25 protein-coding genes and 1 tRNA gene are annotated in these 23,537 nt (G+C 69.3%); 20 read left to right on the forward strand and 6 right to left on the reverse strand.

Translation table 11 applies throughout. From position 1 onward, the window contains the following. Positions 1-12: 12 nt before the first annotated feature. Genes folE through lysS form a run of 10 tightly spaced genes read left to right on the forward strand, consistent with a single transcriptional unit; the run spans position 13 to position 8,285 of the window. Positions 13-588, forward strand: coding sequence for a GTP cyclohydrolase I FolE (folE, locus tag ASE16_RS18965; protein ID WP_055899148.1), 576 nt, complete (start codon positions 13-15; stop codon positions 586-588). Next, positions 585-1,388 carry a dihydropteroate synthase gene (folP, locus tag ASE16_RS18970; protein ID WP_055899151.1) on the forward strand — a complete coding sequence of 268 codons (804 nt, stop codon included), beginning with the start codon at positions 585-587 and terminating at the stop codon, positions 1,386-1,388. Before folE ends, folP begins: the two co-directional genes overlap by 4 nt. After that, on the forward strand, positions 1,381-1,767 hold the full coding sequence (gene folB, locus ASE16_RS18975) for a dihydroneopterin aldolase (protein ID WP_055899154.1): 387 nt from the start codon (positions 1,381-1,383) through the stop codon (positions 1,765-1,767). The genes folP and folB overlap by 8 nt, the downstream gene beginning before the upstream one ends. Further along, on the forward strand, positions 1,764-2,309 hold the full coding sequence (folK, locus tag ASE16_RS18980) for a 2-amino-4-hydroxy-6-hydroxymethyldihydropteridine diphosphokinase (RefSeq protein ID WP_055899157.1): 546 nt from the start codon (positions 1,764-1,766) through the stop codon (positions 2,307-2,309). The genes folB and folK overlap by 4 nt, the downstream gene beginning before the upstream one ends. Continuing rightward, positions 2,306-2,785, forward strand: coding sequence for a DUF3180 domain-containing protein (locus ASE16_RS18985; RefSeq protein ID WP_055899160.1), 480 nt, complete (start codon positions 2,306-2,308; stop codon positions 2,783-2,785). Before folK ends, ASE16_RS18985 begins: the two co-directional genes overlap by 4 nt. Then, positions 2,769-3,254 (forward strand): PH domain-containing protein, encoded by a 486-nt coding sequence (locus ASE16_RS18990; protein ID WP_055899163.1) that lies wholly within the window; start codon positions 2,769-2,771, stop codon positions 3,252-3,254. Before ASE16_RS18985 ends, ASE16_RS18990 begins: the two co-directional genes overlap by 17 nt. Next, positions 3,251-5,008 carry a PH domain-containing protein gene (locus ASE16_RS18995; protein WP_082581612.1) on the forward strand — a complete coding sequence of 586 codons (1,758 nt, stop codon included), beginning with the start codon at positions 3,251-3,253 and terminating at the stop codon, positions 5,006-5,008. Before ASE16_RS18990 ends, ASE16_RS18995 begins: the two co-directional genes overlap by 4 nt. Further along, a complete protein-coding gene (locus ASE16_RS19000) occupies positions 5,008-5,766 on the forward strand; it encodes a Rossmann-like and DUF2520 domain-containing protein (RefSeq protein ID WP_055899166.1) in 759 nt (252 codons plus the stop codon). The genes ASE16_RS18995 and ASE16_RS19000 overlap by 1 nt, the downstream gene beginning before the upstream one ends. A 59-nt stretch (positions 5,767-5,825) precedes the next feature. Further along, the gene (gene panC, locus ASE16_RS19005; RefSeq protein WP_055899170.1) at positions 5,826-6,710 is read left to right on the forward strand and encodes a pantoate--beta-alanine ligase; all 885 of its coding nucleotides are present in this window, start codon (positions 5,826-5,828) and stop codon (positions 6,708-6,710) included. A 60-nt stretch (positions 6,711-6,770) separates the two neighbouring features. Next, complete coding sequence (lysS, locus tag ASE16_RS19010; protein WP_055899173.1) at positions 6,771-8,285, forward strand: lysine--tRNA ligase; 1,515 nt, start codon at positions 6,771-6,773, stop codon at positions 8,283-8,285. Positions 8,286-8,388: 103 nt separating this feature from the next. Here the strand turns inward: lysS and ASE16_RS19015 are convergent, their stop codons facing one another. Next, positions 8,389-9,207: a cytochrome c oxidase assembly protein gene (locus ASE16_RS19015; RefSeq protein WP_055899176.1), complete on the reverse strand. Its 819-nt coding sequence runs from the start codon at positions 9,205-9,207 to the stop codon at positions 8,389-8,391. Between the two features lie 106 nt (positions 9,208-9,313). On the opposite strand from ASE16_RS19015, the gene ASE16_RS20035 reads away from it, so the two are divergent. Both ASE16_RS20035 and cls read left to right on the forward strand, forming a co-directional pair. Then, positions 9,314-9,487, forward strand: coding sequence for a hypothetical protein (locus ASE16_RS20035; protein ID WP_200949708.1), 174 nt, complete (start codon positions 9,314-9,316; stop codon positions 9,485-9,487). A 161-nt stretch (positions 9,488-9,648) separates the two neighbouring features. After that, positions 9,649-11,112 (forward strand): cardiolipin synthase, encoded by a 1,464-nt coding sequence (cls, locus tag ASE16_RS19025; protein ID WP_055899181.1) that lies wholly within the window; start codon positions 9,649-9,651, stop codon positions 11,110-11,112. Between the two features lie 24 nt (positions 11,113-11,136). Here the strand turns inward: cls and ASE16_RS19030 are convergent, their stop codons facing one another. Then, positions 11,137-12,117: a pirin family protein gene (locus tag ASE16_RS19030; protein ID WP_055899185.1), complete on the reverse strand. Its 981-nt coding sequence runs from the start codon at positions 12,115-12,117 to the stop codon at positions 11,137-11,139. A 58-nt stretch (positions 12,118-12,175) separates the two neighbouring features. Here ASE16_RS19030 and ASE16_RS19035 point away from each other — a divergent pair, with 58 nt between their 5' ends. The 4 genes from ASE16_RS19035 to ASE16_RS19050 all read left to right on the forward strand — a co-directional run bounded on the left by ASE16_RS19035 (position 12,176) and on the right by ASE16_RS19050 (position 16,616). Next, positions 12,176-12,607 carry a hypothetical protein gene (locus ASE16_RS19035; RefSeq protein WP_055899187.1) on the forward strand — a complete coding sequence of 144 codons (432 nt, stop codon included), beginning with the start codon at positions 12,176-12,178 and terminating at the stop codon, positions 12,605-12,607. 129 nt (positions 12,608-12,736) lie between these two features. Next, the gene (locus tag ASE16_RS19040; protein ID WP_055899190.1) at positions 12,737-15,262 is read left to right on the forward strand and encodes an ATP-dependent Clp protease ATP-binding subunit; all 2,526 of its coding nucleotides are present in this window, start codon (positions 12,737-12,739) and stop codon (positions 15,260-15,262) included. 137 nt (positions 15,263-15,399) lie between these two features. Beyond that, positions 15,400-15,939 (forward strand): amino-acid N-acetyltransferase, encoded by a 540-nt coding sequence (locus ASE16_RS19045; protein ID WP_055899193.1) that lies wholly within the window; start codon positions 15,400-15,402, stop codon positions 15,937-15,939. Between the two features lie 44 nt (positions 15,940-15,983). Continuing rightward, positions 15,984-16,616, forward strand: a complete 633-nt coding sequence (locus ASE16_RS19050; RefSeq protein WP_055899197.1) for a hypothetical protein — start codon at positions 15,984-15,986, stop codon at positions 16,614-16,616. A gap of 636 nt (positions 16,617-17,252) precedes the next feature. Here ASE16_RS19050 and radA read toward each other — a convergent pair. Continuing rightward, entirely contained in the window at positions 17,253-18,614 is a 1,362-nt protein-coding gene (radA, locus tag ASE16_RS19055; RefSeq protein ID WP_055899200.1) for a DNA repair protein RadA, read from the reverse strand. Positions 18,615-18,730: 116 nt separating this feature from the next. Between radA and ASE16_RS19060 the strand changes: the two genes are divergently transcribed. Beyond that, entirely contained in the window at positions 18,731-19,657 is a 927-nt protein-coding gene (locus tag ASE16_RS19060) for an alpha/beta fold hydrolase (RefSeq protein ID WP_055899261.1), read from the forward strand. A 216-nt stretch (positions 19,658-19,873) separates the two neighbouring features. Here ASE16_RS19060 and ASE16_RS19065 read toward each other — a convergent pair whose 3' ends face one another. Both ASE16_RS19065 and ASE16_RS19070 read right to left on the reverse strand, forming a co-directional pair. Then, positions 19,874-20,074, reverse strand: a complete 201-nt coding sequence (locus ASE16_RS19065) for a hypothetical protein (RefSeq protein WP_055899202.1) — start codon at positions 20,072-20,074, stop codon at positions 19,874-19,876. After that, positions 20,074-20,883, reverse strand: a complete 810-nt coding sequence (locus ASE16_RS19070) for an SGNH/GDSL hydrolase family protein (protein ID WP_082581614.1) — start codon at positions 20,881-20,883, stop codon at positions 20,074-20,076. The genes ASE16_RS19065 and ASE16_RS19070 overlap by 1 nt, the downstream gene beginning before the upstream one ends. 112 nt (positions 20,884-20,995) lie before the next feature. Here ASE16_RS19070 and ASE16_RS19075 point away from each other — a divergent pair. Continuing rightward, positions 20,996-21,085 (forward strand) — tRNA-Ser (locus ASE16_RS19075). A gap of 73 nt (positions 21,086-21,158) precedes the next feature. Here ASE16_RS19075 and ASE16_RS19080 read toward each other — a convergent pair. After that, complete coding sequence (locus tag ASE16_RS19080; protein ID WP_157480496.1) at positions 21,159-22,391, reverse strand: glycosyltransferase; 1,233 nt, start codon at positions 22,389-22,391, stop codon at positions 21,159-21,161. Between the two features lie 158 nt (positions 22,392-22,549). Here ASE16_RS19080 and ASE16_RS19085 point away from each other — a divergent pair, with 158 nt between their 5' ends. After that, positions 22,550-22,888, forward strand: a complete 339-nt coding sequence (locus ASE16_RS19085) for an ArsR/SmtB family transcription factor (RefSeq protein ID WP_055899207.1) — start codon at positions 22,550-22,552, stop codon at positions 22,886-22,888. Position 22,889: 1 nt separating this feature from the next. Then, the gene (locus tag ASE16_RS19090) at positions 22,890-23,534 is read left to right on the forward strand and encodes a dihydrofolate reductase family protein (protein ID WP_055899210.1); all 645 of its coding nucleotides are present in this window, start codon (positions 22,890-22,892) and stop codon (positions 23,532-23,534) included. The last annotated feature ends 3 nt before the right edge of the window (positions 23,535-23,537 follow it).

Here is a 23,537-nt window from a genome sequence, read left to right on the forward strand (position 1 = left end):
GCCGGGGCGCGCATGACCGGTTTCGATCGTCCGCGCATCGAGGCAGCCGTCGCCGAAATCCTCGCCGCCATCGGCGAGGATTCCGCGCGTCCAGGGCTGGCCGCGACGCCGTCGCGTGTCGCGGACGCGTACGCCGAGTTCTTCGCAGGGCTCGGTAAGGATGCGGCGGCAGAGCTGGGCGATGCCGTCCCGCTTGAGACCGAGAAGGCGGAGACCATCCTGGTGCGCGACATCGCGTTCCGGTCGGTCTGCGAGCACCACCTGCTGCCGTTCCTCGGCGTCGCGCACGTCGCGTACCTGCCGGGCGAGAAGGTGGTGGGGCTCGGGCGCATCCCGAGGGTGGTCGAGACCCTGGCGGCTCGTCCGCAGCTCCAGGAGCGGCTCACCGAGCAGATCGCGGACACGATCGAGTCCGGCACGCAGGCGCGCGGCGTCTTCGTCGTCCTCGATGCTGCACACACCTGCGTGACGACGCGCGGCCCACGGCAGACGGAGAGCACCACCGTCACGATGGCCGCGCGCGGCGCGTTCACCGAGCCGGCCTCCCGCACCGAGCTGGTCGCCCTGATCGGGCGTGGAATCGCGTGACGCTCATCATGGGTGTCCTCAACGTGACGCCGGACTCGTTCAGCGACGGCGGCCTCTGGCTGGAGCCGGGCGCCGCCATCGAGCACGCCCTCGACCTCGTGGAGCAGGGCGCCGACATCATCGACGTCGGCGGCGAGTCCACCAGGCCGGGCGCGCTCCGCGTCGACCCGGCGGAGGAACAGGCAAGGGTCGTGCCCGTCGTGCGCGAGCTCGCCCGGCGCGGCATCACCGTGAGCGTCGACACGATGAACGCAGGCACGGCCAGGGAGACGGCGGCCGTCGGCGCTGCGATCATCAACGACGTCTCCGGTGGCCTCGCAGACCCCGGCATGCCGCAGGCGCTGCTCGACACCGGCCTGCAGTACGTGGTGATGCACTGGCGCGGCCAGAGCGACTCGATGGACTCGCTCGCCAGATACACCGACACGGTCGGCGAGGTGCGCGCCGAGCTCTCCGCCCGTGTCACCTCCCTGCTCGAGGTCGGCATCGACCCGAGCAGGCTCATCCTCGACCCTGGGCTCGGCTTCTCCAAGACGGGAGAGCACAACTGGCAGGTGCTCGCCGGGCTGCCGGAACTGGAGACGCTCGGCTACCCGATCCTGATCGGCGCGTCCCGCAAACGCTTCCTCGGCGCCCTGCTCGACGACGACGCACCGGCGACCGACCGGGATGCGCCTACCGCCGTGATCAGCGCCCTTGCAGCGCGCGAAGGTGCGTGGGCCGTGCGGGTGCACGATGTCGCATCCACCAGGATCGCCCTCGATGTCGTGCGGGCGTGGCAAGCTGGAAGAGATGACTAGGCCAGCTGCGACCCGACCGTCCGACGCGATCGTCCTCACCGGCCTCCGCGTGCGCGCCAATCACGGTGTCTACGACTTCGAACGGGAGAACGGACAGGACTTCGTGGTCGACGTGACCGCGTGGCTCGACCTGGCCGCGCCCGCCGCCTCCGACGACGTGGCGCACACGGTCCACTACGGCGACCTCGCCGAGGAGATCGCCGACGCGGTGCGCCGCGATCCCGTCGACCTGATCGAGACCGTGGCGGAGCGGGTCGCTGGCGTGGTGCTCGCGCACCCACCGGTCGACGCCGTCGAGGTGACCGTGCACAAGCCGGACGCCCCGATCAGCGTGCCGTTCGGCGACGTCGCCGTGCGCATCCTGCGGGAGCGGTCATGACGCCGGGAGGGGTGACGCCCAAGCAGCAGCGCCTGCGCGTCGGCCACCCGGCCGTGCTGGCGTTCGGCGGCAACCTCGGCGACCGGGAGGCGACCATCCGCGCGGCGTTCACCGCGCTCGAAGCCACGCCGGGCATCCACCTGGATGCGGTGTCCCCGCTCTACGAGACGCCCGCCCTGAAGCTCGACGGCATCGACCACGACGCACCCGCTTACCTCAACGCGGTCGCCGTCATCGACACGATCCTCGACCCGCTCGCGCTGCTCGAGGCGGTGAACGCGGTCGAAGACGCCCTCGGCCGGGTGCGCGAAGAACGCTGGGGCGACCGCACCATCGACATCGACATCGTCGACTACGACGGCATCGTCTCCGACGACGAGCGCGTCACCCTTCCGCATCCCCGCGCGGCCGAGCGAGCGTTCGTGCTCGTCCCGTGGCTCGACATCGCACCGGACGCGCAGCTCACCGGCCACGGACGCGTCGCCGACCTCGCCGCCCGTGCCACCGATCCCGTGCACCGCTACGAGGGGAGCGCATCGTGAAGCGCACGAGTCCCGTCTCGCTGATCGTGCTCGGCGTCGTCGCGGCGGTCGCCGGCTTCCTGATCGAGCTGGCGCTGTCCGGCGCCGGGCTCGCGGTGTTCATCCCTCCGCTGACCCTGCCGATCACCCTCGTGGCCGTGTCGATCATCGTCGTCGCGTTCGCCGTGCCGATCCGGCGGGCCGTTCGCGGCCGCAGTTCGCGCGCCATCGACCCGTTCCAGGCGATGCGCATCGTGGTGCTGGCGAAGGCGTGCAGCCTGTCCGGAGCGCTGCTCACCGGCCTCGGCGCCGGATTCGTCGCCTACCTCCTGAGCCGCGCCGTGATCCCGACGGGGAGCGCGGTCTGGCTGACGGTCGCATCGACGATCGGCGCCGTCGTGCTGCTGATCGCCGGGCTCGTCGCCGAGTTCCTCTGCACCATCCCACCCGACGACAAGAACGGCGATCCGGAGAATGTCCATGTCGAATCGTCTTGATCTGAGCGTCGGGGAGTGGCAGCGCGTCTCCCCGAAGTACGTGGTCGTGGTCATCGTCGGCGCGATCGTCAGCGGCGTCGTGCTGGCGGCGGCGGCAACGTTCCTGTGGCTGGTCGCGCAGTGGAGCTGGGGCTGGGTGCTGCTGGCCGTCGTGGTGATCGGCACGATCGTCGGCCTGATCATCGCGCCGCGCCGCGCCCGCTCGATCGGCTACCGGATGCGCGACGACGACCTGCTGTTCCGTCGCGGCATCATGTACCAGCGCTTCGTGTCCGTTCCGTACGGCAGGATGCAGCTCATCGACATCAACCGGGGACCCGTCGGCCGCATCCTCGGCCTGGCCGACCTCAAGTTCGTGACGGCTGCGGCGTCGACCAGCGTGGTCATCCCCGGCCTCCCAGAGCCGGTCGCTGCCGAACTGCGGGACCGCCTCGTCGAGCTGGCTGAGAGCAGGCGGGCGGGGCTGTGAGCGCGCCGCTCAGCGCAGCGGAGCGCGCCGCCGAACGGTACACGGACGGCGAATGGCATCGCCTGCATCCCGCGACCCCTCTGCTGCGCGGTGGCATCGTCTTCGTCGCCATCCTCGGCTTCGTGCTGTCGAACCTGCGCGAGCGGATCGTCGGGTTCTTCGTCGGAACGCCGGACTTCGGCGGCGACCCGATCGACCAGATCTACGATCACGGCTGGGAGGGCTGGGCGCTCCTGGCCATCGCGGTGGTGCTGCTGCTCTGCCTCGGCGCGTTCTACCTGTCCTGGCGGATGCACAGCTTCCGGATCACGGACGACGCGGTCGAGGTGCGCAGCGGCATCCTGTTCCGCACCCAGCGGAAGGCTCGGCTGGACCGCATCCAGGGCATCAACGTGGTGCGCCCCGTGCTGGCCAGAATCTTCGGGGCGGCCAAGCTCGACATCAGCGTGGCAGGGCACGACGCGAACGTGCAGCTGGCGTACCTTGGCTCGTCGCTGGCGGACGGGCTGCGCGGGGATGTGCTGCGGATGGCGTCTGGGGTGCGGGCGAGCGAGGCGGTCGCCGGCTCTGCGGCCGGTGGCGCGGTTGCGGCTGGCACAGTCGCGGATGGCACGGTCGCGGATGGCACGGTCGCGGATGGCCCGGTGACAGCCGGCCCGGTAGCGGACGGTGCCGTGGCACCTGGCGCGCCGGACGGGCGTGTTGGCGCTGTCTCCGACCTGGTGACCCGTCGGGTGAACGAGTTCATCGCCCCCGAGCTCGACCCGAACGCCGCGCCTCCGGAGTCGGTCGTGAAGATCCCGCCGCTCCGGCTCCTGGGGTCGTTGGTGCTCAGCGGCTTCACCATCTTCCTGCTGGTGGTCATCGCGCTGCTGGTGATCGGCGCATCCACGGGTCGGGTGTGGCTGCTGCTCATCGTGCTGCCCGGTCTGCTCGGGTCGGCGAGCTTCTACATCAACCGCTTCACCAAGTCGCTTCGCTATTCGATCGCCGGCACACCGGACGGGGTGCGGGTCGGCTTCGGTCTGCTGACCCTGAGCAACGAGACGCTACCGCCGGGGCGCATCCACGCGGTCGAGGTGCTGCAGCCGCTGCTCTGGCGTCCGTTCGGCTGGTGGCAGATCCGCATCGACACCGCTGGGCACTCCAAGGAGAAGGGCGCGGCGGGCCAGCCGAACACGACGATGCTGCCGGTCGGCGACGCGGTGGACGTCTCCCGGGTGCTCGGCCTCGTGCTTCCGAACTTCGCGACGGACGAGCACCGCGACCTGATCGCCTCAGGCATGACGTCGAAGGGCAGGGATGCCTTCACCGGCAGCCCGCGCCGCGCCGCCTGGGTGCGGCCGTTCTCGTGGCAGCGCAACGGCTACCGGATCGTCGACGGCGTGATCCTGCTGCGCCGCGGCATCGTGTGGCGCAGCCTGGCGATGGTCCCGCTCGCCCGTCTGCAGAGCGTCGAGATCGAGCAGGGCCCGATCGACAGGCTGCTCGGTCTTGCAGGTGCCCGCCTCCACACGGTGTCCGGTCCTGTGCGCCCGCGCCTGGCAGCGCTCGACGCGCCGCAGAGCGTGACCCTCTTCGACGACGTGGCCTCCGGCGCGATCGCCTCCGCGCAGTCCGACCGCAGCCACCGCTGGGCGGAGCTCCCGTTCGAGCAGGCCGCGCCGCTCGCTGCGCCGCCGACGGTTCCGGCCTCCTCCACGCCGCCGACGGCCGCTCCCGACACGTCCGCCCACCGCGAGGAGAACCACTGATGCAGCGCTCAGGACGACTCGGCCTCGGCATCATCGGGGCCGGGAGGGTCGGCCCGGTGATCGGCGCGGCACTGGCCGGGGCCGGGCACGCCATCGTCGGCGTCTCCGCCGTCTCGGAGGCGAGCAGGGAGCGGGCTGGTGCGATGCTGCCGAACGCCCCCATCCTCGATGTTCCGACGCTGGTCGAGCGCAGCGAGCTCGTGGTCATCGCCGTTCCGGACGCCGAGCTGCCTGCCCTGGTCGCCGGGCTCGCCGCCACGGGGAGCTGGCAGCCGGGTCAGATCGTGATGCACACCGCGCCGGGGTTCGGCGTGTCCGTGCTGCAGCCTGCGGCGGCAGCAGGGGCGATCCCGATCGCCGTGCACCCGGCCGTCGAGTTCACCGGGACCAGCCTCGATCTCGCCAGACTCGCCGAGAGCTACTTCGCCGTGACCGCGCCCGCCCCCGTGCTGCCGATCGCCCAGGCGCTGGTGGTGGAGATGGGCGGCGAACCGGTCGTCATCGCCGAGCAGGACCGGGAGGCGTATGCGGAGGCCGTGGCGACGGCGACGGCGTTCTCCCGCGCGATCGTGGAGCAGTCCACCGGCATCCTGCGCGACATCGGCGTGGAGAACCCCGGCCCGTTCCTCAGCTCCCTGCTGCGGTCGGCGGTCGACAACGCGATCACCACGGCGTCCGCGCCGACGGCGATCGACCTGTCCGAGGTGTTCGACGAGCCGCAGAGCGACGACCGCGGCTGGTTCCTCCGCGGCGAGTAGCCTGGATGACTGGCCGTTCTTCTCCGCGCCGCCAGGCGCACCGGCCGTTAGGGGAGCAGATGCCTGACGTCGTGACCACCATCCAGGAACTCCGCGCACGGATCGCCTCAGCGCGCAGGGACGCAGCGCTGGAGGGGAGCGCGGACGCACCGTCCGGCCGCGTCGTGCTCGTGCCGACGATGGGCGCGCTCCACGACGGGCACCTCCAGCTCGTCTCGCACGCCAGGGACCTGGGTGGCATCGTGGTCGTGTCGATCTTCGTTAACCCCTTGCAGTTCGGCCCTGGCGAGGACCTCGACCGCTACCCGCGCACGCTCGACGCGGACGTGGCCAGGCTGACCGGGCTCGCCGACGTGGTCTTCGCTCCCACGCCGGCCGAGATGTACCCGAACGGGGCGTCGGAGACCAGGGTCAGTGCCGGCGCGGTCGGATCGCTCTACGAGGGCGCCTCCCGGCCCGGCCACTTCGATGGGATGCTCACCGTCGTGGCCAAGCTGTTCAACATCGTCGCCCCCGACGTCGCGGTGTTCGGCCAGAAGGACGCCCAGCAGGTGCACCTGGTCGGACGCATGGTCGACGAGCTGAACATCGCCATCTCGATCGCCGTGGTCGACACGGTGCGCGAGCAGGACGGTCTCGCCCTCTCCAGCCGCAACGCCTACCTCGACCCGGCGGGCCGCGCCGCGGCCGTCGTCCTCTCCCAAGCACTCGCCGCCGCCGCCGAGGCTGCGACCGCCACGCCGGGAGGCGTGGATGCGGTGCTCGCCGCCGCGCGCGAGCGAATCGACAGCGAACCAGCCGTTAAGCTTGACTATCTCGTGGTCGTCGACCCGGACTCGTTCCTCGCCGTCGCCGAAGACCACCACGGCCCAGCCGTGGTGCTCGTGGCAGCCCGCGTCGGAACGACCAGGCTCATCGACAACGAGCGCATCAGCATCCACTGATCGGCCTCCACCAGCACGGCACCACCCCAAAGCCGCATCCCGCTCGAACGAAAGACACTCATGACCGACGCGCAGACCACCGAGCCTGAACTCTCCGCTGACGAGATCAGCGAGCAGAAGGCCGTCCGTCTCGCCAAGCGCGAGCGGCTGATCGCCGAGGCGAAGACCGCCGCAGGCGGCGCGTACCCGGTGTCCGTGCCGATCACCACCACCATCCCCGCCGTGCGCGAGAAGTGGGGCCACCTGCAGGCCGACGAGGTCTCCGGCGAAAAGGTCGGCGTCGCCGGTCGCGTCGTGCACCTCAGGAACACCGGCAAGCTCTGCTTCGCCGTGCTCCAGTCGGGCGACGGTACGCGCATCCAGGTCATGGTGTCGCTCGCGGCCGTCGGCGAGGAGTCGCTGGCCGAGTGGAAGGAACTCGTCGACCTCGGCGACCACCTCTTCGTCTCCGGCGAAGTGATCTCGAGCCGCCGCGGCGAGCTGTCGATCATGGTCGAGAGCTGGACCATCGCCTCCAAGGCGCTGCTTCCCCTGCCGAACCTGCACAACGAGCTCAACGAGGAGACGCGCGTCCGCAGCCGCTACCTCGACCTCATCGCTCGCGAGCAGGCCCGCAGGAACGTGGTCGACCGTGCCAAGACGGTCGCCAGCCTGCGAAAGACCTTCGCGGAGCGCGACTTCATCGAGGTGGAGACCCCGATGCTGCAGGTGATGCACGGCGGAGCGTCCGCCCGCCCGTTCGTGACCCACTCGAACGCGTTCGACACCGACCTCTACCTGCGCATCGCGCCGGAGCTTTACCTCAAGCGCGCTGTCGTCGGCGGCATCGACCACGTGTTCGAGATCAACCGCAACTTCCGCAACGAGGGCGCGGACTCCACGCACTCGCCCGAGTTCGCGATGCTGGAAGCGTACGAGGCGTACGGAGACTACAACTCCATCGCGGACCTCACTCAGACCCTCATCCAGAACGCCGCGCAGGCGATCTCCGGTTCGCACGTCGTGACCTGGGCCGATGGCACCGAGTACGACCTCGGCGGGGAGTGGGATCGAATTCGCATGTACGACAGCCTGTCCGAGGCGGTCGGCGAAGAGATCACCCCGGCGACATCTGTGGAGAGACTGCGCGAGATCGCGGCTGTGGAGGGGATCGAGATCGAACATCCCCTGCCCGGCAAGTACGTCGAGGAGCTGTGGGAGCACTTCGTCAAGGACACGCTGGTGCGGCCGACGTTCGTCATGGACTTCCCCGTGGACACCAGCCCGCTCGTGCGCGCACACCGGTCGCGCGACGGCGTCGTTGAGAAGTGGGACCTGTACACGCGCGGCTTCGAGCTCGCCACCGGATACTCCGAGCTGGTCGACCCTGTGGTGCAGCGCGACCGCTTCGTCGAGCAGGCCAAGCTGGCGGCGCAGGGCGATGTCGAAGCGATGCGCCTCGACGAGGAGTTCCTGCGTGCGCTCGAGTTCGGCATGCCGCCGTCCGGTGGCATGGGCATGGGTATCGACCGCCTCCTGATGGCGCTCACCGGCCTCGGCATCCGCGAGACGATCCTCTTCCCGCTCGTCAAGTAGCGCGGCGCAGCAGCGCCACGCGGCCCACCGCTCGTGCGAAAGCCGCGGTCGCCGCGCCCGGCACCGCACGTTTCGCACGAGGCGTGCGGCGCAGCGTGCGGCGCTACGGCCGCTGGCGCAGGTGGGCCTGGGTCAGCGCGTCGAGTTCGGCGTCCGACAGGTCGTCGTAGCGGGTGGCCTCGCGGCGGTCCAGGCGCATCCACCGGACGAACAGGATGATGAGCACGGGCACGTCCGCGATTTCTGCGATGAACCACAGGAAGTCGCCGGACAGATGCTGGTCGTGGAGCGCGTTCGGGAACCAGAACGGCAGATGGCCGAGCACGGCGGGCGCGTGATCCAGGATGCCGTCGTTCAGCCGCAGGAGCAGGCCGGGGACCGCATCCAGCAGCATCTCCACGAACGCCAGCAGGAACTCCACGGTCACGAAGAAGCTGGTGCGGATGATCGAGTGCGCCGCGATCGGGAGCACCATGAGCATCCCGGCCAGTGGGGTGAGGATGGTGATCGTCCACTCCGACCACGGGTTGTCGCGCAGAACGGCCGCGACCGGTGTGAGGAACACCAGGAACACCGCGCAGGCGAACAGCGGAGCGAACATCGCGTTGCCGAACATCCGGATCGCGCGAGACCGCAGCGTCGCCTCCAGCCTGCTCGCCCTGCGTCCCTCCAGCGCCAGCCTGGCCAGCGCGACCGGTCTGCCCAAGCTGATCAAGGCAGGCACGGCGAACAGCAGCAGCGCGATCCGCGTGGTGAACGCCCACCGCAGCTCTGAGCTGTACGCGCCGAGGAAACCGAACGACACCCACGCGTACGAGCCGAGGCCGAGAGCGAAGAACCAGACCGTCGGCGCTGTCGGCCAGCGGTGGCCCCTGCGACGCAGCGCCAGGATGCCCGCGAGATAGAGGCCGGCAGCGGCCACGAGCGCGACAGCGGCGACCGGGTCGAACTGCCAGGTGGTGAGGAAGACGGTGAAGGGTGGCGTGATGGATTCCGTTCTCAGGTCCAGGAGCTACCATTATCAGGTTATGAATGACGTCGTAGCTGGGATTGTCTGGTCGCTCGCACCGACCGTCCTCGTCGGTCTGCTCTTCTGGCTGATCATGCGCCTCATCATCCGTGCCGACCGCACGGAGCGGAAGGTGTACTCGCGGATGGAATCCGAGGAGCGCGCTCGCCGCGGCCTCGCGCCCAAGGCGTAGCAGCCCCTATCCAGCTCGCCGGCATCCGACGCGCGCGGCGCACGTCGCCACGCACTCCGGCCGCGTCGCAGGTACCCTCCGGCCCGCCGCTTCGATACGGTATGCGATAGGGCGCGCACGTCAGCGCGTCCACACACAAGCGGTGAAGGGGATGCGCGCCGATGGACGCAGGGTTCCTCACCACCGCCATCGTGGTGCTGCTGCTGCTGATCGACTTCGTCATCCGCGTCATCGCGATCATCGTCGTTCCGCGCAACCGCAAGCCATCGTCGGCCACCGCGTGGCTGCTCGCGATCTTCTTCATCCCGTACATCGGCGTGCTCTTCTTCCTGCTGATCGGGTCGTACAAACTGCCGAAGCGCCGCCGCGACAAGCAGGCGGAGATCAACCGCTTCATCATCGAGTCCACGGACGGCATGGAGCGGGTGAGCCGCGATCACCCCTGGCCACCGTGGCTGGAGTCGGTGGTGGCGCTCAACCGCAACCTCGGCGCGATGCCGCTGGTCGGCGGCAACACGGCGAGCCTCAACGGCGACTACCAGGCGTCACTGGATGCGATGACAGCGGAGATCGCGAAGGCGCGCAAGTATGTGCACGTCGAGTTCTACATCCTGAGCTGCGACCAGACGACCAGGCCGTTCTTCGACGCACTCGAGGATGCGGTGAAGCGCGGCGTCTCCGTGCGCGTGCTGCTCGACCACGTCGCGTCGTTCCGCACCAGGGACTACAAGCAGACCACCAAGCGGCTCACCGCGATGGGCGCATCCTGGCACCTGATGCTCCCTGTGCAGCCGTTCAAGGGCAAGTACCAGCGGCCCGACCTCCGCAACCACCGCAAGCTGCTCATCGTCGACGGCAAGGTCGGCTTCATGGGTTCTCAGAATGTGATCGACCGCAGCTACAACAAGAAGTCGAACATCAAGCGCGGCCTGAAGTGGAAAGAGCTGATCGTCCGGCTGGAGGGGCCGATCGTCGCCGGTCTCAACGCCATCTTCATCACCGACTGGTATTCGGAGACGGACGAGCTGCTGCGCCGCGAGACGGAGCCGATCACAGACGACCTCACCACCAGCGCGCTCGACGCCCAGGTGGTGCCGTCCGGTCCGGGATTCCCCGGCGAGAACAACCTGCGCCTGTTCCTGGCGCTGCTGTACTACGCGCAGGAGCGCATCGTCATCACCTCGCCGTACTTCGTGCCGGACGAGTCGATGCTGATGGCCATCACCACGGCGACGCAGCGCGGCATCGCCGTCGACCTGTTCGTCTCCGAGATCGGCGACCAGGCGCTCGTCTACCACGCCCAGCGGTCGTACTACGAGGCGCTGCTACGGGCCGGCGTGCGTATCTGGATGTACAAGAAGCCGTACATCCTGCACGCCAAGCACTTCACGATCGACGACGACGTCGCGGTGATCGGGTCGAGCAACATGGACATGCGCTCCTTCCAGCTCAACATGGAGGTTTCGCTGATGGTGCGCGGCCGCTCGTTCGTTGACGAGATGCGCGCGGTGGAGGACGGCTACCGCAAGGACAGCCGCGAGCTCACGCTCGACGAGTGGATGAAGCAGCCGCTGCGCTCGACGGTGCTCGACAACCTCGCGCGGCTGACCTCGGCGCTGCAGTAGCCGCCGCTCGGCGTGGGAGCGCCGCTATCCTCGGGGCTTGAGACGCACGGTCGGCAGTTCCGGCGCGGGCAGGGGGCGCCCGTCGTAGCCGGCGACGACGCCGAACCGGCCGTGCTCGTCCTCGTCGTCGATCACGTCGCGCATCCACTCGGAGCGGTACTGCACAACGTCATCGTGGCTGCGGCCGATGAAGTTCCACCACATCACGATCTGCTCGCCGAGCGGCTCGCCGCCCAGCAGCACGAGCCGTGCGCCTCCGTCCCCCGCGGTGATCGTCACCGTGTCGCAGCCGGGCGGGAGGTACGCCAGGTGGGCGCGAGGCACGTCTGCGCCCGCGACCGTCACGTCGCCTGCATCCACCAGGACTCCGTGCTCGAACGACGGATCGAGAGGCACGACGACCTCGCCTGCCGTGCGCAGCAGCAGCTCGGCGCCGACCAGCGGGCTGAACACGGTCGCGTCCGTTCCACTGCCGGCGAGCCGCCCGACGAACGTGCGCACCTCGGCGTCGCCGAGCCTGCCGGAGACGGGGACGAGGTGCTCGAAGAACGGCTCCGTCGCGCGCGACGCGTCCGGGAGCGCCACCCAGAGCTGCACGCCGTGCAGCCGCGTGGTCCCCGGCGTCGAGACCTCCGAGTGGCTGATCCCGCGGCCCGCCGTCATCAGGTTGAGCTCGCCCGGCCGCACCATCGCGTGACTGCCGACGCTGTCCCTGTGCTCGATCTCGCCCTCGAACAGCCAGCTCACCGTCTGCAGCCCGGTGTGCGGATGCGGCGGGACGCGCATCCCGCCCGTCGCAGACACGTCGTCCGGGCCGTAGTGGTCGATGAAGCACCAGCCGCCGATCAGCGAGCGGCGGCGCTGGGGGAGGGTGCGGCGCACGTTCATGGCGCGCGGGCCGCCGAGCGGCACCTCCCTCGGCTCCAGGATCTCGACAGGGGTGTCGAGCACCACGGGGTCGTCACCGACCAGCACCTCGGCCGGGTCGCGTTCCAGGTTGCTCACACGTGCATCCTAGAACGCGCTCAGGGAGGAACGACCCCGGACTTCCTAGAATGAATGCGTGCATCGAACTCACGCGGCGACCCGCGCATCCGTGGCTGCTGTCGGCCTCCTCCTGGCCGGTCTCGCGCTGACCGGATGCACGTCGGCGTCCTCCAAGCCGGTGGACGACTACGCCGGGGAGCCGAAGGGCGTCGATGCGCCGGCGAGCAGCGCGGGCGGGGCGGCCTGGGCCGTGTGGATGAAGAGCGGCGACCAGTTCGCGATGGTGCTCTACGGCAGCTCGAGCTGCCCCCCGAAGGTCGCGTCGGTCTCCGTCACCGCGAGCAACCAGCTCAAGGCCACCCTCGCACCTGCCCCAGGCGGCATCTGCACCCGCGACTACGTGCCGCACACCACGATCTTCGACACGCCGTCCGGAGTGACGACGAGCTCCGACGTGAGCATCACCCTGCCGGACACGACGCTCACGTTGCCCGGTCTGCGCGGCTGAGGCCGCGCATCCGGAACAGTCCGCGGAATCGCCGTCACGCCCACGGCGAACAGGGGCTATGCGGGGCCCTCCCGGTGGTTACTCTCTTTGTATCGACGCCAACCCTGCAACGGCGTCTGAGGAGTAGACATGTTCGAGAGATTTACCGACAGAGCCCGCCGCGTCGTCGTCTTGGCCCAAGAAGAGGCCAAGATGCTCAACCACAACTACATCGGGACGGAGCACATCCTGCTCGGCCTGATCCACGAGGGTGAGGGTGTCGCCGCCAAGGCGCTCGAGTCGCTCGGCATCTCTCTTGATGCCGTTCGCGAGCAGGTCCAGGACATCATCGGCCAGGGCCAGCAGCAGCCGACAGGGCACATCCCGTTCACGCCCCGTGCCAAGAAGGTGCTCGAGCTGTCCCTGCGCGAGGCGCTGCAGCTCGGCCACAACTACATCGGCACCGAGCACATCCTGCTCGGCCTCATCCGCGAGGGCGAGGGTGTCGCAGCCCAGGTGCTCGTGAAGCTCGGCGCCGACCTCAACCGCGTGCGCCAGCAGGTCATCCAGCTGCTCAGCGGCTACCAGGGCAAGGAGCAGGTCCAGGTCGGGGGCAACGATCAGGCGACCGCGCAGGCCGGAAGCCAGATCCTCGATCAGTTCGGCCGCAACCTCACCCAGGCGGCGCGCGACAACAAGCTTGACCCGGTGATCGGACGCGAGAAGGAGATCGAGCGCGTCATGCAGATCCTGTCGCGCCGCTCCAAGAACAACCCCGTGCTGATCGGTGAGCCGGGCGTCGGAAAGACGGCCGTCGTCGAGGGACTCGCCCAGGCGATCGTCCGTGGCGACGTTCCTGAGACGCTGAAGGACAAGCAGCTGTACACGCTCGACCTCGGCTCGCTCATCGCAGGCTCCCGCTACCGCGGTGACTTCGAGGAGCGCCTCAAGAAGGTCACCAAGGAGATCCGCACCCGCGGCGACATCATCACGTTCATCGACGAGATCCACACCCTGGTGGGTGCCGGAGCAGCAGAGGGCGCCATCGACGCCGCGTCGATCCTGAAGCCGCTGCTCGCCCGCGGCGAGCTGCAGACCATCGGCGCCACCACGCTCGACGAGTACCGCAAGCACTTCGAGAAGGATGCGGCCCTCGAGCGCCGCTTCCAGCCCATCCAGGTGAACGAGCCGTCGCTGCCGCACACGATCAACATCCTCAAGGGGCTGCGCGACCGCTACGAGGCGCACCACAAGGTGTCGATCACCGACGGCGCGATCGTCTCCGCTGCGAACCTCGCGGACCGGTACATCCAGGACCGCTTCCTGCCAGACAAGGCCATCGACCTGATCGACGAGGCCGGCGCCCGCCTGCGCCTGTCGATCCTGTCCGCCCCGCCGGAGCTGCGCGAGTTCGACGACAAGATCGCCGCGGTCCGCTCCCAGAAGGAAGCAGCGATCGAGGACCAGGACTTCGAGAAGGCCGCCTCCCTGCGCGACGAGGAGAAGAACCTCCTCGGCGAGCGTCTGCGGCTCGAGAAGCAGTGGCGCTCCGGCGACGTGAAGACCACGGCCGAGGTGGATGAGGGACTCATCGCCGAGGTCCTGGCTCAGGCCACGGGCATCCCGGTGTTCAAGCTCACCGAGGAGGAGTCGGCTCGACTCGTCTTCATGGAGAAGGCGCTGCACCAGCGGGTCATCGGTCAGGAGGAGGCCATCGCGGCGCTCTCCAAGACCATCCGCCGCACCCGAGCAGGCCTCAAGGACCCGAAACGTCCGTCCGGCTCGTTCATCTTCGCCGGCCCCACCGGCGTCGGAAAGACCGAGCTGGCCAAGGCGCTCGCCGAGTTCCTGTTCGACGACGAGTCGGCGATGATCTCCCTCGACATGTCGGAGTACGGCGAGAAGCACACGGTCTCCAGGCTGTTCGGTGCTCCTCCCGGATTCGTCGGCTTCGAAGAGGGCGGCCAGCTCACCGAGAAGGTCCGCCGCAAGCCGTTCAGCGTCGTGCTGTTCGACGAGATCGAGAAGGCGCACCCGGACATCTTCAACTCGCTGCTCCAGATTCTGGAGGAGGGACGTCTGACGGATGGCCAGGGCCGCGTCGTCGACTTCAAGAACACGGTCATCATCATGACGACCAACCTCGGCACGAAGGACATCTCCGGCGGCCCCGTCGGCTTCCAGATCGAGGGCGACCCGACCACCGGCTACGACCGGATGCGCGGCAAGGTCTACGAGGAGCTGAAGAAGAACTTCAAGCCGGAGTTCCTGAACCGCGTGGACGAGATCATCGTGTTCCCGCAGCTGTCCAAGCCGGAACTGCTGCAGATCGTCGACCTGTTCATCAAGCGTCTCTCCGACAGGCTGCTCGACCGCGACATGACGATCACGCTGGAGCAGGCCGCCAAGGAGCGCCTGATCGAGGTCGGCTTCGACCCCACCCTCGGAGCCCGTCCGCTGCGCCGCGCCGTGCAGCACGAGATCGAGGACAGGCTCAGCGAGCGCATCCTCCACGGCGAGCTCAACGCGGGCGACCACGTGCACGTCGACTTCAAGGACGGCGAGTTCGTGTTCACCACGGAGTCCCGCAAGGAGCCGATCGGGGCGGGCGTCAACGCCGCGGCCGCGATCGGCACCGGCCCGGCGACGCCGGACCTGGCAGCGTCGTCCGACTGACGCCGTCGTCCACCCCTGAGGGGGACTGAGTATCCCGGAAGCGGGGCCGCCACTGTGGCGGCCCCGCTTTCGTGTGTGCGGGGGCGTTGCGGCCGGGTGCTGTGCGGGGAGCCGGGGGATGCGCATCCGCCTGGTCGATGATCGCTAGGCTTGGGCGGGTGAGTGGTTCAGACAGCGCCGGGTTCGTCATCCGCCGGGCGCGCACCAGTGACGTGGTGCGCATCCAGGAGCTCGTGGAGCCGCTGGTACAGCGACGAATCCTGCTCGGCAAGGACGCGGTGGTGTTCTACGAGTCGCTGCAGGAGTTCCGCGTCGCCGAGACGCCGGAAGGCGAGCTGATCGGCTGCGGGGCGCTGCACGTGATGTGGCGGGACCTGGCCGAGGTGCGCACGCTGGCGGTCTCCGACGCGTGGCTGGGCAAAGGCATCGGCCGCGCGCTGCTCGGCCGGCTGGAGGACGACGCCCGCGAGCTGGGGCTGAGCCGGTTGTTCTGCCTGACGTTCGAGGTCGCCTTCTTCGAGCGCAACGGTTTCGAGGACATGGGCACGGAGACGGTGGACCCCGAGGTGTACGCGGAACTGGTCCGCTCGCACGACGAAGGTGTCGCCGAGTTCCTCGATCTGGCGCGGGTGAAGCCGAACACCTTGGGAAATACTCGTATGTTGAAGCAGCTCTAGCGCGTTGCCGCGGCATTCGCCGCAGCCGCCGCTATTCTGCAGGCATGTCGACGTTCAAGCACCCTGTCGGCCCCCAGCCGAGCAACGTCTATTGGCGACGCCGGCTCCTCCTCGCCCTCGGCGTCATCGCCGTGATCGTGGTCATCGTGTTGATCGTCGTGCGGCCGGGATCGTCGGAGGGCGCGCCCGCCCCGGCGGCCACCACGTCGAAGCCCGCCACGTCGGGCAACGGCGCCACGAGCATCCCGACTGAGAGCACGACGGCCAGCGGCCAGGCCTGCAAGCCGGCGAACGTGAAGGTGGCGGCGAACACCGACGCTGACACGTACGCAGCAGGTCAGCTTCCGAAGCTGACGGTCTCGATCACGAATACCGGGACGGTCGCCTGCAAGATCGACGCCGGCACGGCCCAGCAGGTGTTCACGATCACGAGCGGCTCGGAGACGTACTGGAAGTCCACGGACTGCCAGTCGGACAAGGTGGACGCGGAAGTCTTGCTGCAACCGGGCAAGACGGTGTCGTCGCAGACGCCCATCGAGTGGGACCGCACCCGCTCCGATCCCTCCACCTGCCAGCAGACGCGCGATCAGGTGCCGGCCGGGGGAGCGTCGTACCACCTGACCACCTCCGTGTCCGGCATCGAGTCGGCCGAGTCGAAGCAGTTCATCCTGAACTGAACGGCCGGCGGTGCCCGCTCGGTCGGTCGCTCTGTCGGTGGGTCGCTCGGTCGGTCGCTCGCTCGCTCGCTCGCGAGATGCCAGTAACTGTGGGGCATCCCGGGCGTTTCGCGACAGTTGCTGGTATCTCGTGTTGTGTGGGGACCGGGGCTGTGGATGCCGCTGTGCATGGGGTGCGGTGGCGGGTGGTGATGGTGGGTGGTGGGTGGCTTGCGGCACCACGACGGCTAGCGAGGCAACGCTGCCGTTGACGGGTGGTGACGTCGGCGCGGCGTGGCGGCCGAGCCGGCTCGCGGCGCCAAGCCAGGCCCGGTTGAAGCGGCGGTGTGCCCACCTCGCTCGCGAGATGCCAGTAACTGCGGGACATCCCGGGTATTTCGCGACAGTTACTGGTGTCTCGTGTTCTGCGGGAACCAGGGCTGTGGATGGTGCTGTGCGTGAGGAAGGGTTGGCGTGTTGGGTCGGGCGGCGTGTTGGGTCGGGCGGCTCGCTGGGTCGGGCGACGTGTTGGGTCGGGCGGCTCGCTGGGTCGGGCGGCGTGTTGGGTCGGCCGGCGTGCTGGTCGGTCGCTGGGCCGCGTCGGGGCGTCGCGCGGCTTCGGACGCTGTGCCGCCTCGGGGCGACGCGGCGCGCTGGTCAGAACGCGGCGTCGAGTTCCCGCTCACGGTCGGAGACCGCCGCCGTGAAGGCGACACGGAGGGCTTCGCGGATGCTCTCGCTTCGCGCATCCACGCGGGTGACAAAGCCGAGGCGGGTGGCTTCCGCCGCGCGCTGCTTGCCGCTGGCGACCGGGCGGATCTCGCCCGCCAGGCTGATCTCTCCGAACGCCGCGAGCGTATGCGGGATGGCCTTCTCGTTGGCGGCGGACGCGATGGCCAGGGCGATGGCGAGGTCGGCTCCCGGTTCGGTGAGGCGCACCCCGCCGACCGTTGAGACGTAGACGTCCTTGTCGCCGAGCCGGATGCCGGCGCGGCGTTCGAGCACCGCGAGCAGCATCGCGACCCTGGACGAGTCGACGCCGTTCGTGACCCTGCGCGGGTTGGGGGCCGTCGAGGCGACGACGAGCGCCTGAACCTCGACCGGGAGCGGGCGGCGCCCCTCCATCGCGACCGTGACGCAGGTTCCGGACACGGGCGTGGTCGTGCGGCTGAGGAACAGCCCGCTCGGGTCGGCCACCTCGACGATGCCGTCGCCGGACATCTCGAAGCAGCCCACCTCGTCCGTGGGGCCGAAGCGGTTCTTGAGCGCGCGGACGAAGCGGAGCGCGGTCTGGCGGTCGCCCTCGAACTGGCAGACCACATCCACCAGGTGTTCGAGGAGGCGGGGACCGGCGATCGAGCCGTCTTTGGTGACGTGACCGACGAGCAGGACCGGCAGGTTGCGGTCTTTGGCGACGCGGATGAGGGTGCTCGCCACCTCGCGCACCTGGCTCGGGCCGCCGGCCAGGCCCTCTCCGTTGCTGCTGGACACGGTCTGCACCGAGTCGACGATGACCAGCTGCGGGTCGACCGCGTCGATCTGGCCGACGATGGTGGCGAGGTCGGTCTCCGAGGCGAGGAAGAGGTGGTCGTGCATGGCGCCGGTGCGTTCCGCGCGCATCCTGACCTGGCTGACCGACTCCTCCGCGCTCACGTAGAGCACTCTGGACTTGGCGCGCGCGGCTCGCGATGCCACCTCCAGCAGCAGGGTGGACTTGCCGACACCCGGCTCACCGCTCAGCAGGATGGCCGCCCCAGGCACGATGCCGCCGCCCAGCACGCGGTCGAACTCCGCGATGCCGCTCGGCCAGTGGCTGACGGAGGCCGTCTCGATGTCGGTGATGGACCTGGCCGCACGGTCGGCGCCGATCGACACCGGCTTGAGCGCCCGGAGGATGCCCGTCGGCGCGGCAGCCTCCGTGACCGTTCCCCACTCCTGGCACTCGCCGCAACGCCCGGCCCACTTGGCCGTCGTCCAGCCGCACTCCGTGCAGCGGTAGTTGAGCTGTGCCTTCGCCACGCGACCTCCTCGATCCGGGTTTCACACTACGGGGGACCACCGTCATCCGCGGGAGGATCGCGCGGACTGTGCACAACTCCTGGCTCGTGTCGGTTGTGAGGGGTTCAATGGGCGACATGGCGAATCTGACCTTCACACTCGCGTCCGGCCGCAAGCTCGGCGTGACCGGCTTCGGCGACTCAGCAGCGGAGAGGGTCGTGGTGTTCTGTCACGCGGCCCCCGGCTCATCGGTGTTCGACCCCGACCCAGACGCATCCAGCAACAGGAACGTGCACATCCTCGCGTTCGACCGCCCGGGATACGGTTCGAGTGACCCGCTCCCGGCCGGCACCTGGCCGAGCATCACGCAGGCCGCCGACGACATCGCGGAGTACCTGCGGTCGATGAACCGCGACGAGGCGAGCGCAGGGATCAACCGCCCGGACTCGATCGGCATCGCGGGCTGGTCGGCGGGAGGACGCATCGCACTCGCTTTCGCCGCGCGCCACCCCGAGCTCGCCGACCGCGTCGCGATCATCGGGACGCCCGCGCCGAACGAGGCCGTCCCGTGGATCGACCCGCAGCTGCAGGCGATGTCCGACCACCTGGCGACCCTGGCTCCGGATGCGGCGCTCGCCCAGCTCAGCGAGATGCTGCAACCGCAGGCCGACGCCGTCAACAGCGCAGACGAGGTGGGGGACGTGCCGCTCGACCTCCTCGGCGCTTCTGCGGTCGACGACGCGGTGCTCGCACTTCCTGGCGCGCACGACAGGCTCGGCCGGATGCTGAAAGACGCGTTCCGGCAGGGGCCTGTGGGGGTGGCCGCGGACATCCTCAGCTACACGGCGCGACCGTGGGGCTTCGACGTGGCCGACGTCGCGGCGAAGACGCTCATCGTCAACGGGCAGGCGGATGCGCTCTCTGGCAACGCCCACGCGAACTGGTACCAGAAGGCGATCCCGGATGCGCGGGTCGAGATGATGCCTGGTGTCGGTCACCTCGCGGTGATCCCCGCGTGGGACAGGGTGCTTTCGCACCTGGCGCCGGGTACGACGCGACGCTGACGCGCGCCGGCCCGCGCGGCCGCGCGCCGCGGCTCGTGCGAAACGTGCGGTGGATGCGTCCCGGACCGCACATTCCGCACGACTCGTGCATCCGGAGGGCGTGAGGGCTCGTGCGAAACGTGGGGTGCGCGGGTGTCGGACCGCACGTTCGGCACGAGACGTGCGGGAGGCGACGCGCGCATCCGAAGTCAGGCGCCAGGCGTCAGGCGCCGGGCGTCAGGCGTGGAGCAGCACGAGGGCGTGGTAGACGACGTATGCGGGCCACACGATGGCCTGCAGCAGGCCGAGGATGACGCCCCAGAACGAGCCGTCGGACGCGGAGACGAAGTAGATCGCGGCGCCGACGTACGCGACGAGGAACACGAATCCCCACGGGCCTGCGCGCTCGATCACCCTGGTGCGCCCTCTGTCGCTCATCAGCTCGCCTGCGCATCCGGGTGCTGCTGCGCCGCGCCGTCCGTGGTGACGGCGACAGGGCGGCGGGGGAACCTCCGCACAACGTGCGCGGTGACCGCGGGGAGGAACGCGGACGCCCACACCCGGTAGCCGCGGTCGTTGGGGTGGAAGAGGTCCTCGGCGAACTGCGTGACGATGCCGCGAAGGCCCTGCCGCTTCATGGTGTCGTGCAACGGGACGACGGTGAGCCCGCGTTCGGCGGCGACCCGGCGAAGGATGGCGTTGCCGACGGCGACCTTCTTCTCGTTCCACGGGAGGTAGAAGCAGGGGAGATCGGCGACGATGGCGTCGTCGGGGATCGCCGAGAAGACCGTGCGGATGCCCTCCTCGAAGCGGGCGGGATCGAAGTCGGCGATGTCGTTGGCGCCGATCGCGACCGTGACGACGTCCGGCTGCAGATCGGCGAACCGCGGCAGCTGGTCGGCGACCGCGAGCGCGACGGTGGCGCCGGAGACGCTCAGGTTGACCATCCGGACCGACCGCCCCGTCGCAGCCGTGATGTGGTCGGCGATCACGCCGACATAGCTGTTGCGCGGTGCGGAGGCGCCGATGCCCTGCGCTGCACTGTCGCCGATCGCGACGTACAGCAACTCGCCCTCGGTCTTCGCCGCATCCCGCCACCATTTGGAGTGCACGGGCAGCGTCTCGTTCAGCCGGATGCGGTTCGCCTCGAGCGCGTTCTGCGCCTTGCGGACCCGCGCCCACGCGAGAAGACCGACCGCGACCGTGGAGATCCCGGCACCGATAGCGACACGACTCTTCGTCCCCATTCCCAGCACAATACTCGCGCGCATCCCAGGCGAGCTGGTTACTGCCCGCTGATGGGCTGGGCGCTCCCTGTCGATTGGCGGTCGGCGGGGGGTTTCGCGTACGATAGTCCGCGGTACCGTGTCCGAGCGGCCGAAGGTGCAACTCTCGAAAAGTTGTGTGGGTGAAAGCCCACCGTGGGTTCAAATCCCACCGGTACCGCCATGTGAGACCCCCGTGATCCCTGTACTTTGCAGGGGATGCGGGGGTTTTCGCTTTTCCGATATCGAGCGTTCGACTACCGTTCGATGCCTTCCGCGAGGAGGGCCTCCGTGTGCTCGACCACTTCACGGGGGCCGTCATGCTGGCGGAGGGCCTCGCCGATGCGTTGGGCGGCCGTCCGGTAGGCGGGGCTGCCGGAGACCCTCCGCCATGCGCGCAGGACGACGCGGGCTGCGACTTCCGGCTTGTCCAGGTCTCCGCCCGCGATCACCAGGGGCACGCCGTGGTGCAGCGCAGCCAGCACGCCGCCCCACCCGCCGTTGGTCACCATCACGTCAATGCGGGGCAGCAGCCGATCGTACGGAAGCAGGTCTGCCACGCGCGCGTTCGGAGGCGCAGGGAACGGCAACTCGCTGTTCCCGCGCACTCCCGTCGCGACGGCGAGCTGCACCCGTTGACGTCCGAGGGCTGCGAACGTCGGCCGGATGAGGTCGGCAGGATCCACATTCTGGGTGCCTTGGGTCACATGCGCCACCGGACGCGGGTCCGCGAGCGATTCCGGCCACCACGCGGGCTCCTGGATGCCGCTGCCGGCATGGTCCGTGAGTTCGCCGACCCAGACGATCCGCCCCGGCCACTGAGGGCGGGGGTACTCCAGTTGCTCGACGCCGCTGGCGCACACCAGATCGCGTGAGTACAGCGCCTCCTGGAAGGTGAGTGCGGTCGGCGGAAGGCCGGCGATGGCGCGTTGCTCGTGGTACGCGCGCTGAATCGGGCGGGATACGGCCGAGAGCGCCGCCCAGAGTGCGCGGTCCCGCAGGCGGCCGAGCACCGACGTCGCCGGTTGCAGGCCCAGGCCGGGCGGCGGGGCACCAGGAGACGGCGTCGCGAGGGGGACGACCGAGACCGTGACCCTCGGAGTGCCGGTCCGTTCGGCGGCCAGATGTGCGCCGAGGGAAAGACCGTCGGCGACGAGGACATCCCAGGGCCGCGCGTCGAAGGCGGCAGTCAGGTCTGCGCACTGCGCTGACCCCGTCCGGACGAACAGGTCCTCGACGTTCACCATCATCTGGCGGGGGCCCTTCCGGCCGCGCAGCCGCGGGAAGGTCGCGGGCAGATCGTTCTCATCGAAGTCCGGCGCCCTCTCCCACAGCACGGGTTCCGCCCCGTCGGCGCGGAACGCGTCGGCATGGACTGACCCTGTGTACACGCGCACCCGGTGCCCTGCCGCAGCGAAGGCGCGCGCAACCGCACGCATGGGCGCGACGTGGCCGGCGAACGGCATGACCGCAAGCATCACCTCTGCCATGTCAGACATTGTGAGGTAATCCGGCCGGACAGCGCTAGAGCGGTGTCCGCGGCTCAGCGCTGATCGGTGCGAACACGGGAAGGGGTCAGCGAACGACGCCCTGCCGCGAGCGGACGCCGCCGTTGACAGCGCCGCCCTCGGGCTCAATAATTAGGTATGTGCCTAAGTATTACGACGAGCTCGACGCCGTGCTCCGCGCCATCGCGGACCCCACGCGCCGGGCCATCGTGGAACGGTTGGTGACGTCGCCTGCCGTCGTCTCGGAACTGGCCGAGCCGTTTCCGATGGCGCTGCCGTCGTTCATGCAGCACCTGGGCGTTCTGGAGAGCGCTGGGCTGGTCACCTCGGTGAAGCACGGACGGGTGCGGACCGTGAGCCTGCGACCTGGCGCGCTCGACATCGTGCACGTGTGGCTCGCCGAGCAACGGACGCCGGCAGAGCACCAAGCCGACCGGCTCGGCATCCATTTGGCCCGCACCACCTCGAAGGAGATCTGAAATGACCCGCGTTCGCGTCGACCTGTTCGTCTCGCTGGATGGCTACACCACAGCAGACCCGACCCCCGATGCTCCGATGGGCCCCGATTGGGGCCGCCTGACGGCGGCGTACTCGGCGACCCGCACGTTCCGTGTGAAGGTCTTCGGCGACACGTCCGGGGAAGGGACCAGCGGCGTCGACGATCGATACGCCTCCGCGTTCTTCGAGGGCATCGGCGCCGAGATCATGGGCGCGGGGATGTTCGGCCTGCACACGTTCCCCGACGACCAGGACTGGAAGGGATGGTGGGGGGACCGGCCTCCGTTCGGCACGCCCGTCTACGTGCTCACCCACACGGCGCCCCGCCCGGCGATCCCGATGGAGGGAGGAACGACCTTCCACTTCCGTGACGCCGCGATCGAGGATGTCCTCGCGGAGGCGACCGCCGCATCCGGTGGGCGGGATGTGCGGGTGGGCGGAGGAATCGGCACGGCGCGCGAGTTCCTGCGCGCGGGACTGGTCGACGACCTGCACCTGATGGTCGCACCGATCGTGCTCGGCAGGGGGACGCGATTCTGGGATGGCCTGCCAGAGCTCGACCGTACCCACACCGTGACGACGGAAGTGGCGGAGAGCGGCACCATCCACGTCCGCTTCACGCGATAGGAG

The sequence above is a fragment of the Leifsonia sp. Root227 genome, from assembly GCF_001428745.1.
Taxonomy (GTDB): Bacteria; Actinomycetota; Actinomycetes; order Actinomycetales; family Microbacteriaceae; genus Leifsonia.

Excerpts from the sequence above, each read along its gene's own strand:
- folE (WP_055899148.1), top strand. The coding sequence starts at position 13 with ATGACCGGTTTCGATCGTCCGCGCATCGAGGCAGCCGTCGCCGAAATC.
- folB (WP_055899154.1), top strand. The coding sequence starts at position 1,381 with ATGACTAGGCCAGCTGCGACCCGACCGTCCGACGCGATCGTCCTCACC.
- folK (WP_055899157.1), top strand. The coding sequence starts at position 1,764 with ATGACGCCGGGAGGGGTGACGCCCAAGCAGCAGCGCCTGCGCGTCGGC.
- ASE16_RS18990 (WP_055899163.1), top strand. The coding sequence starts at position 2,769 with ATGTCGAATCGTCTTGATCTGAGCGTCGGGGAGTGGCAGCGCGTCTCC.
- ASE16_RS19000 (WP_055899166.1), top strand. The coding sequence starts at position 5,008 with ATGCAGCGCTCAGGACGACTCGGCCTCGGCATCATCGGGGCCGGGAGG.
- panC (WP_055899170.1), top strand. The coding sequence starts at position 5,826 with ATGCCTGACGTCGTGACCACCATCCAGGAACTCCGCGCACGGATCGCC.
- lysS (WP_055899173.1), top strand. The coding sequence starts at position 6,771 with ATGACCGACGCGCAGACCACCGAGCCTGAACTCTCCGCTGACGAGATC.
- ASE16_RS20035 (WP_200949708.1), top strand. The coding sequence starts at position 9,314 with ATGAATGACGTCGTAGCTGGGATTGTCTGGTCGCTCGCACCGACCGTC.
- cls (WP_055899181.1), top strand. The coding sequence starts at position 9,649 with ATGGACGCAGGGTTCCTCACCACCGCCATCGTGGTGCTGCTGCTGCTG.
- ASE16_RS19040 (WP_055899190.1), top strand. The coding sequence starts at position 12,737 with ATGTTCGAGAGATTTACCGACAGAGCCCGCCGCGTCGTCGTCTTGGCC.
- ASE16_RS19045 (WP_055899193.1), top strand. The coding sequence starts at position 15,400 with ATGATCGCTAGGCTTGGGCGGGTGAGTGGTTCAGACAGCGCCGGGTTC.
- ASE16_RS19050 (WP_055899197.1), top strand. The coding sequence starts at position 15,984 with ATGTCGACGTTCAAGCACCCTGTCGGCCCCCAGCCGAGCAACGTCTAT.
- ASE16_RS19060 (WP_055899261.1), top strand. The coding sequence starts at position 18,731 with ATGGCGAATCTGACCTTCACACTCGCGTCCGGCCGCAAGCTCGGCGTG.
- ASE16_RS19065 (WP_055899202.1), bottom strand. The coding sequence starts at position 20,074 with ATGAGCGACAGAGGGCGCACCAGGGTGATCGAGCGCGCAGGCCCGTGG.
- ASE16_RS19070 (WP_082581614.1), bottom strand. The coding sequence starts at position 20,883 with ATGGGGACGAAGAGTCGTGTCGCTATCGGTGCCGGGATCTCCACGGTC.
- ASE16_RS19080 (WP_157480496.1), bottom strand. The coding sequence starts at position 22,391 with ATGGCAGAGGTGATGCTTGCGGTCATGCCGTTCGCCGGCCACGTCGCG.
- ASE16_RS19090 (WP_055899210.1), top strand. The coding sequence starts at position 22,890 with ATGACCCGCGTTCGCGTCGACCTGTTCGTCTCGCTGGATGGCTACACC.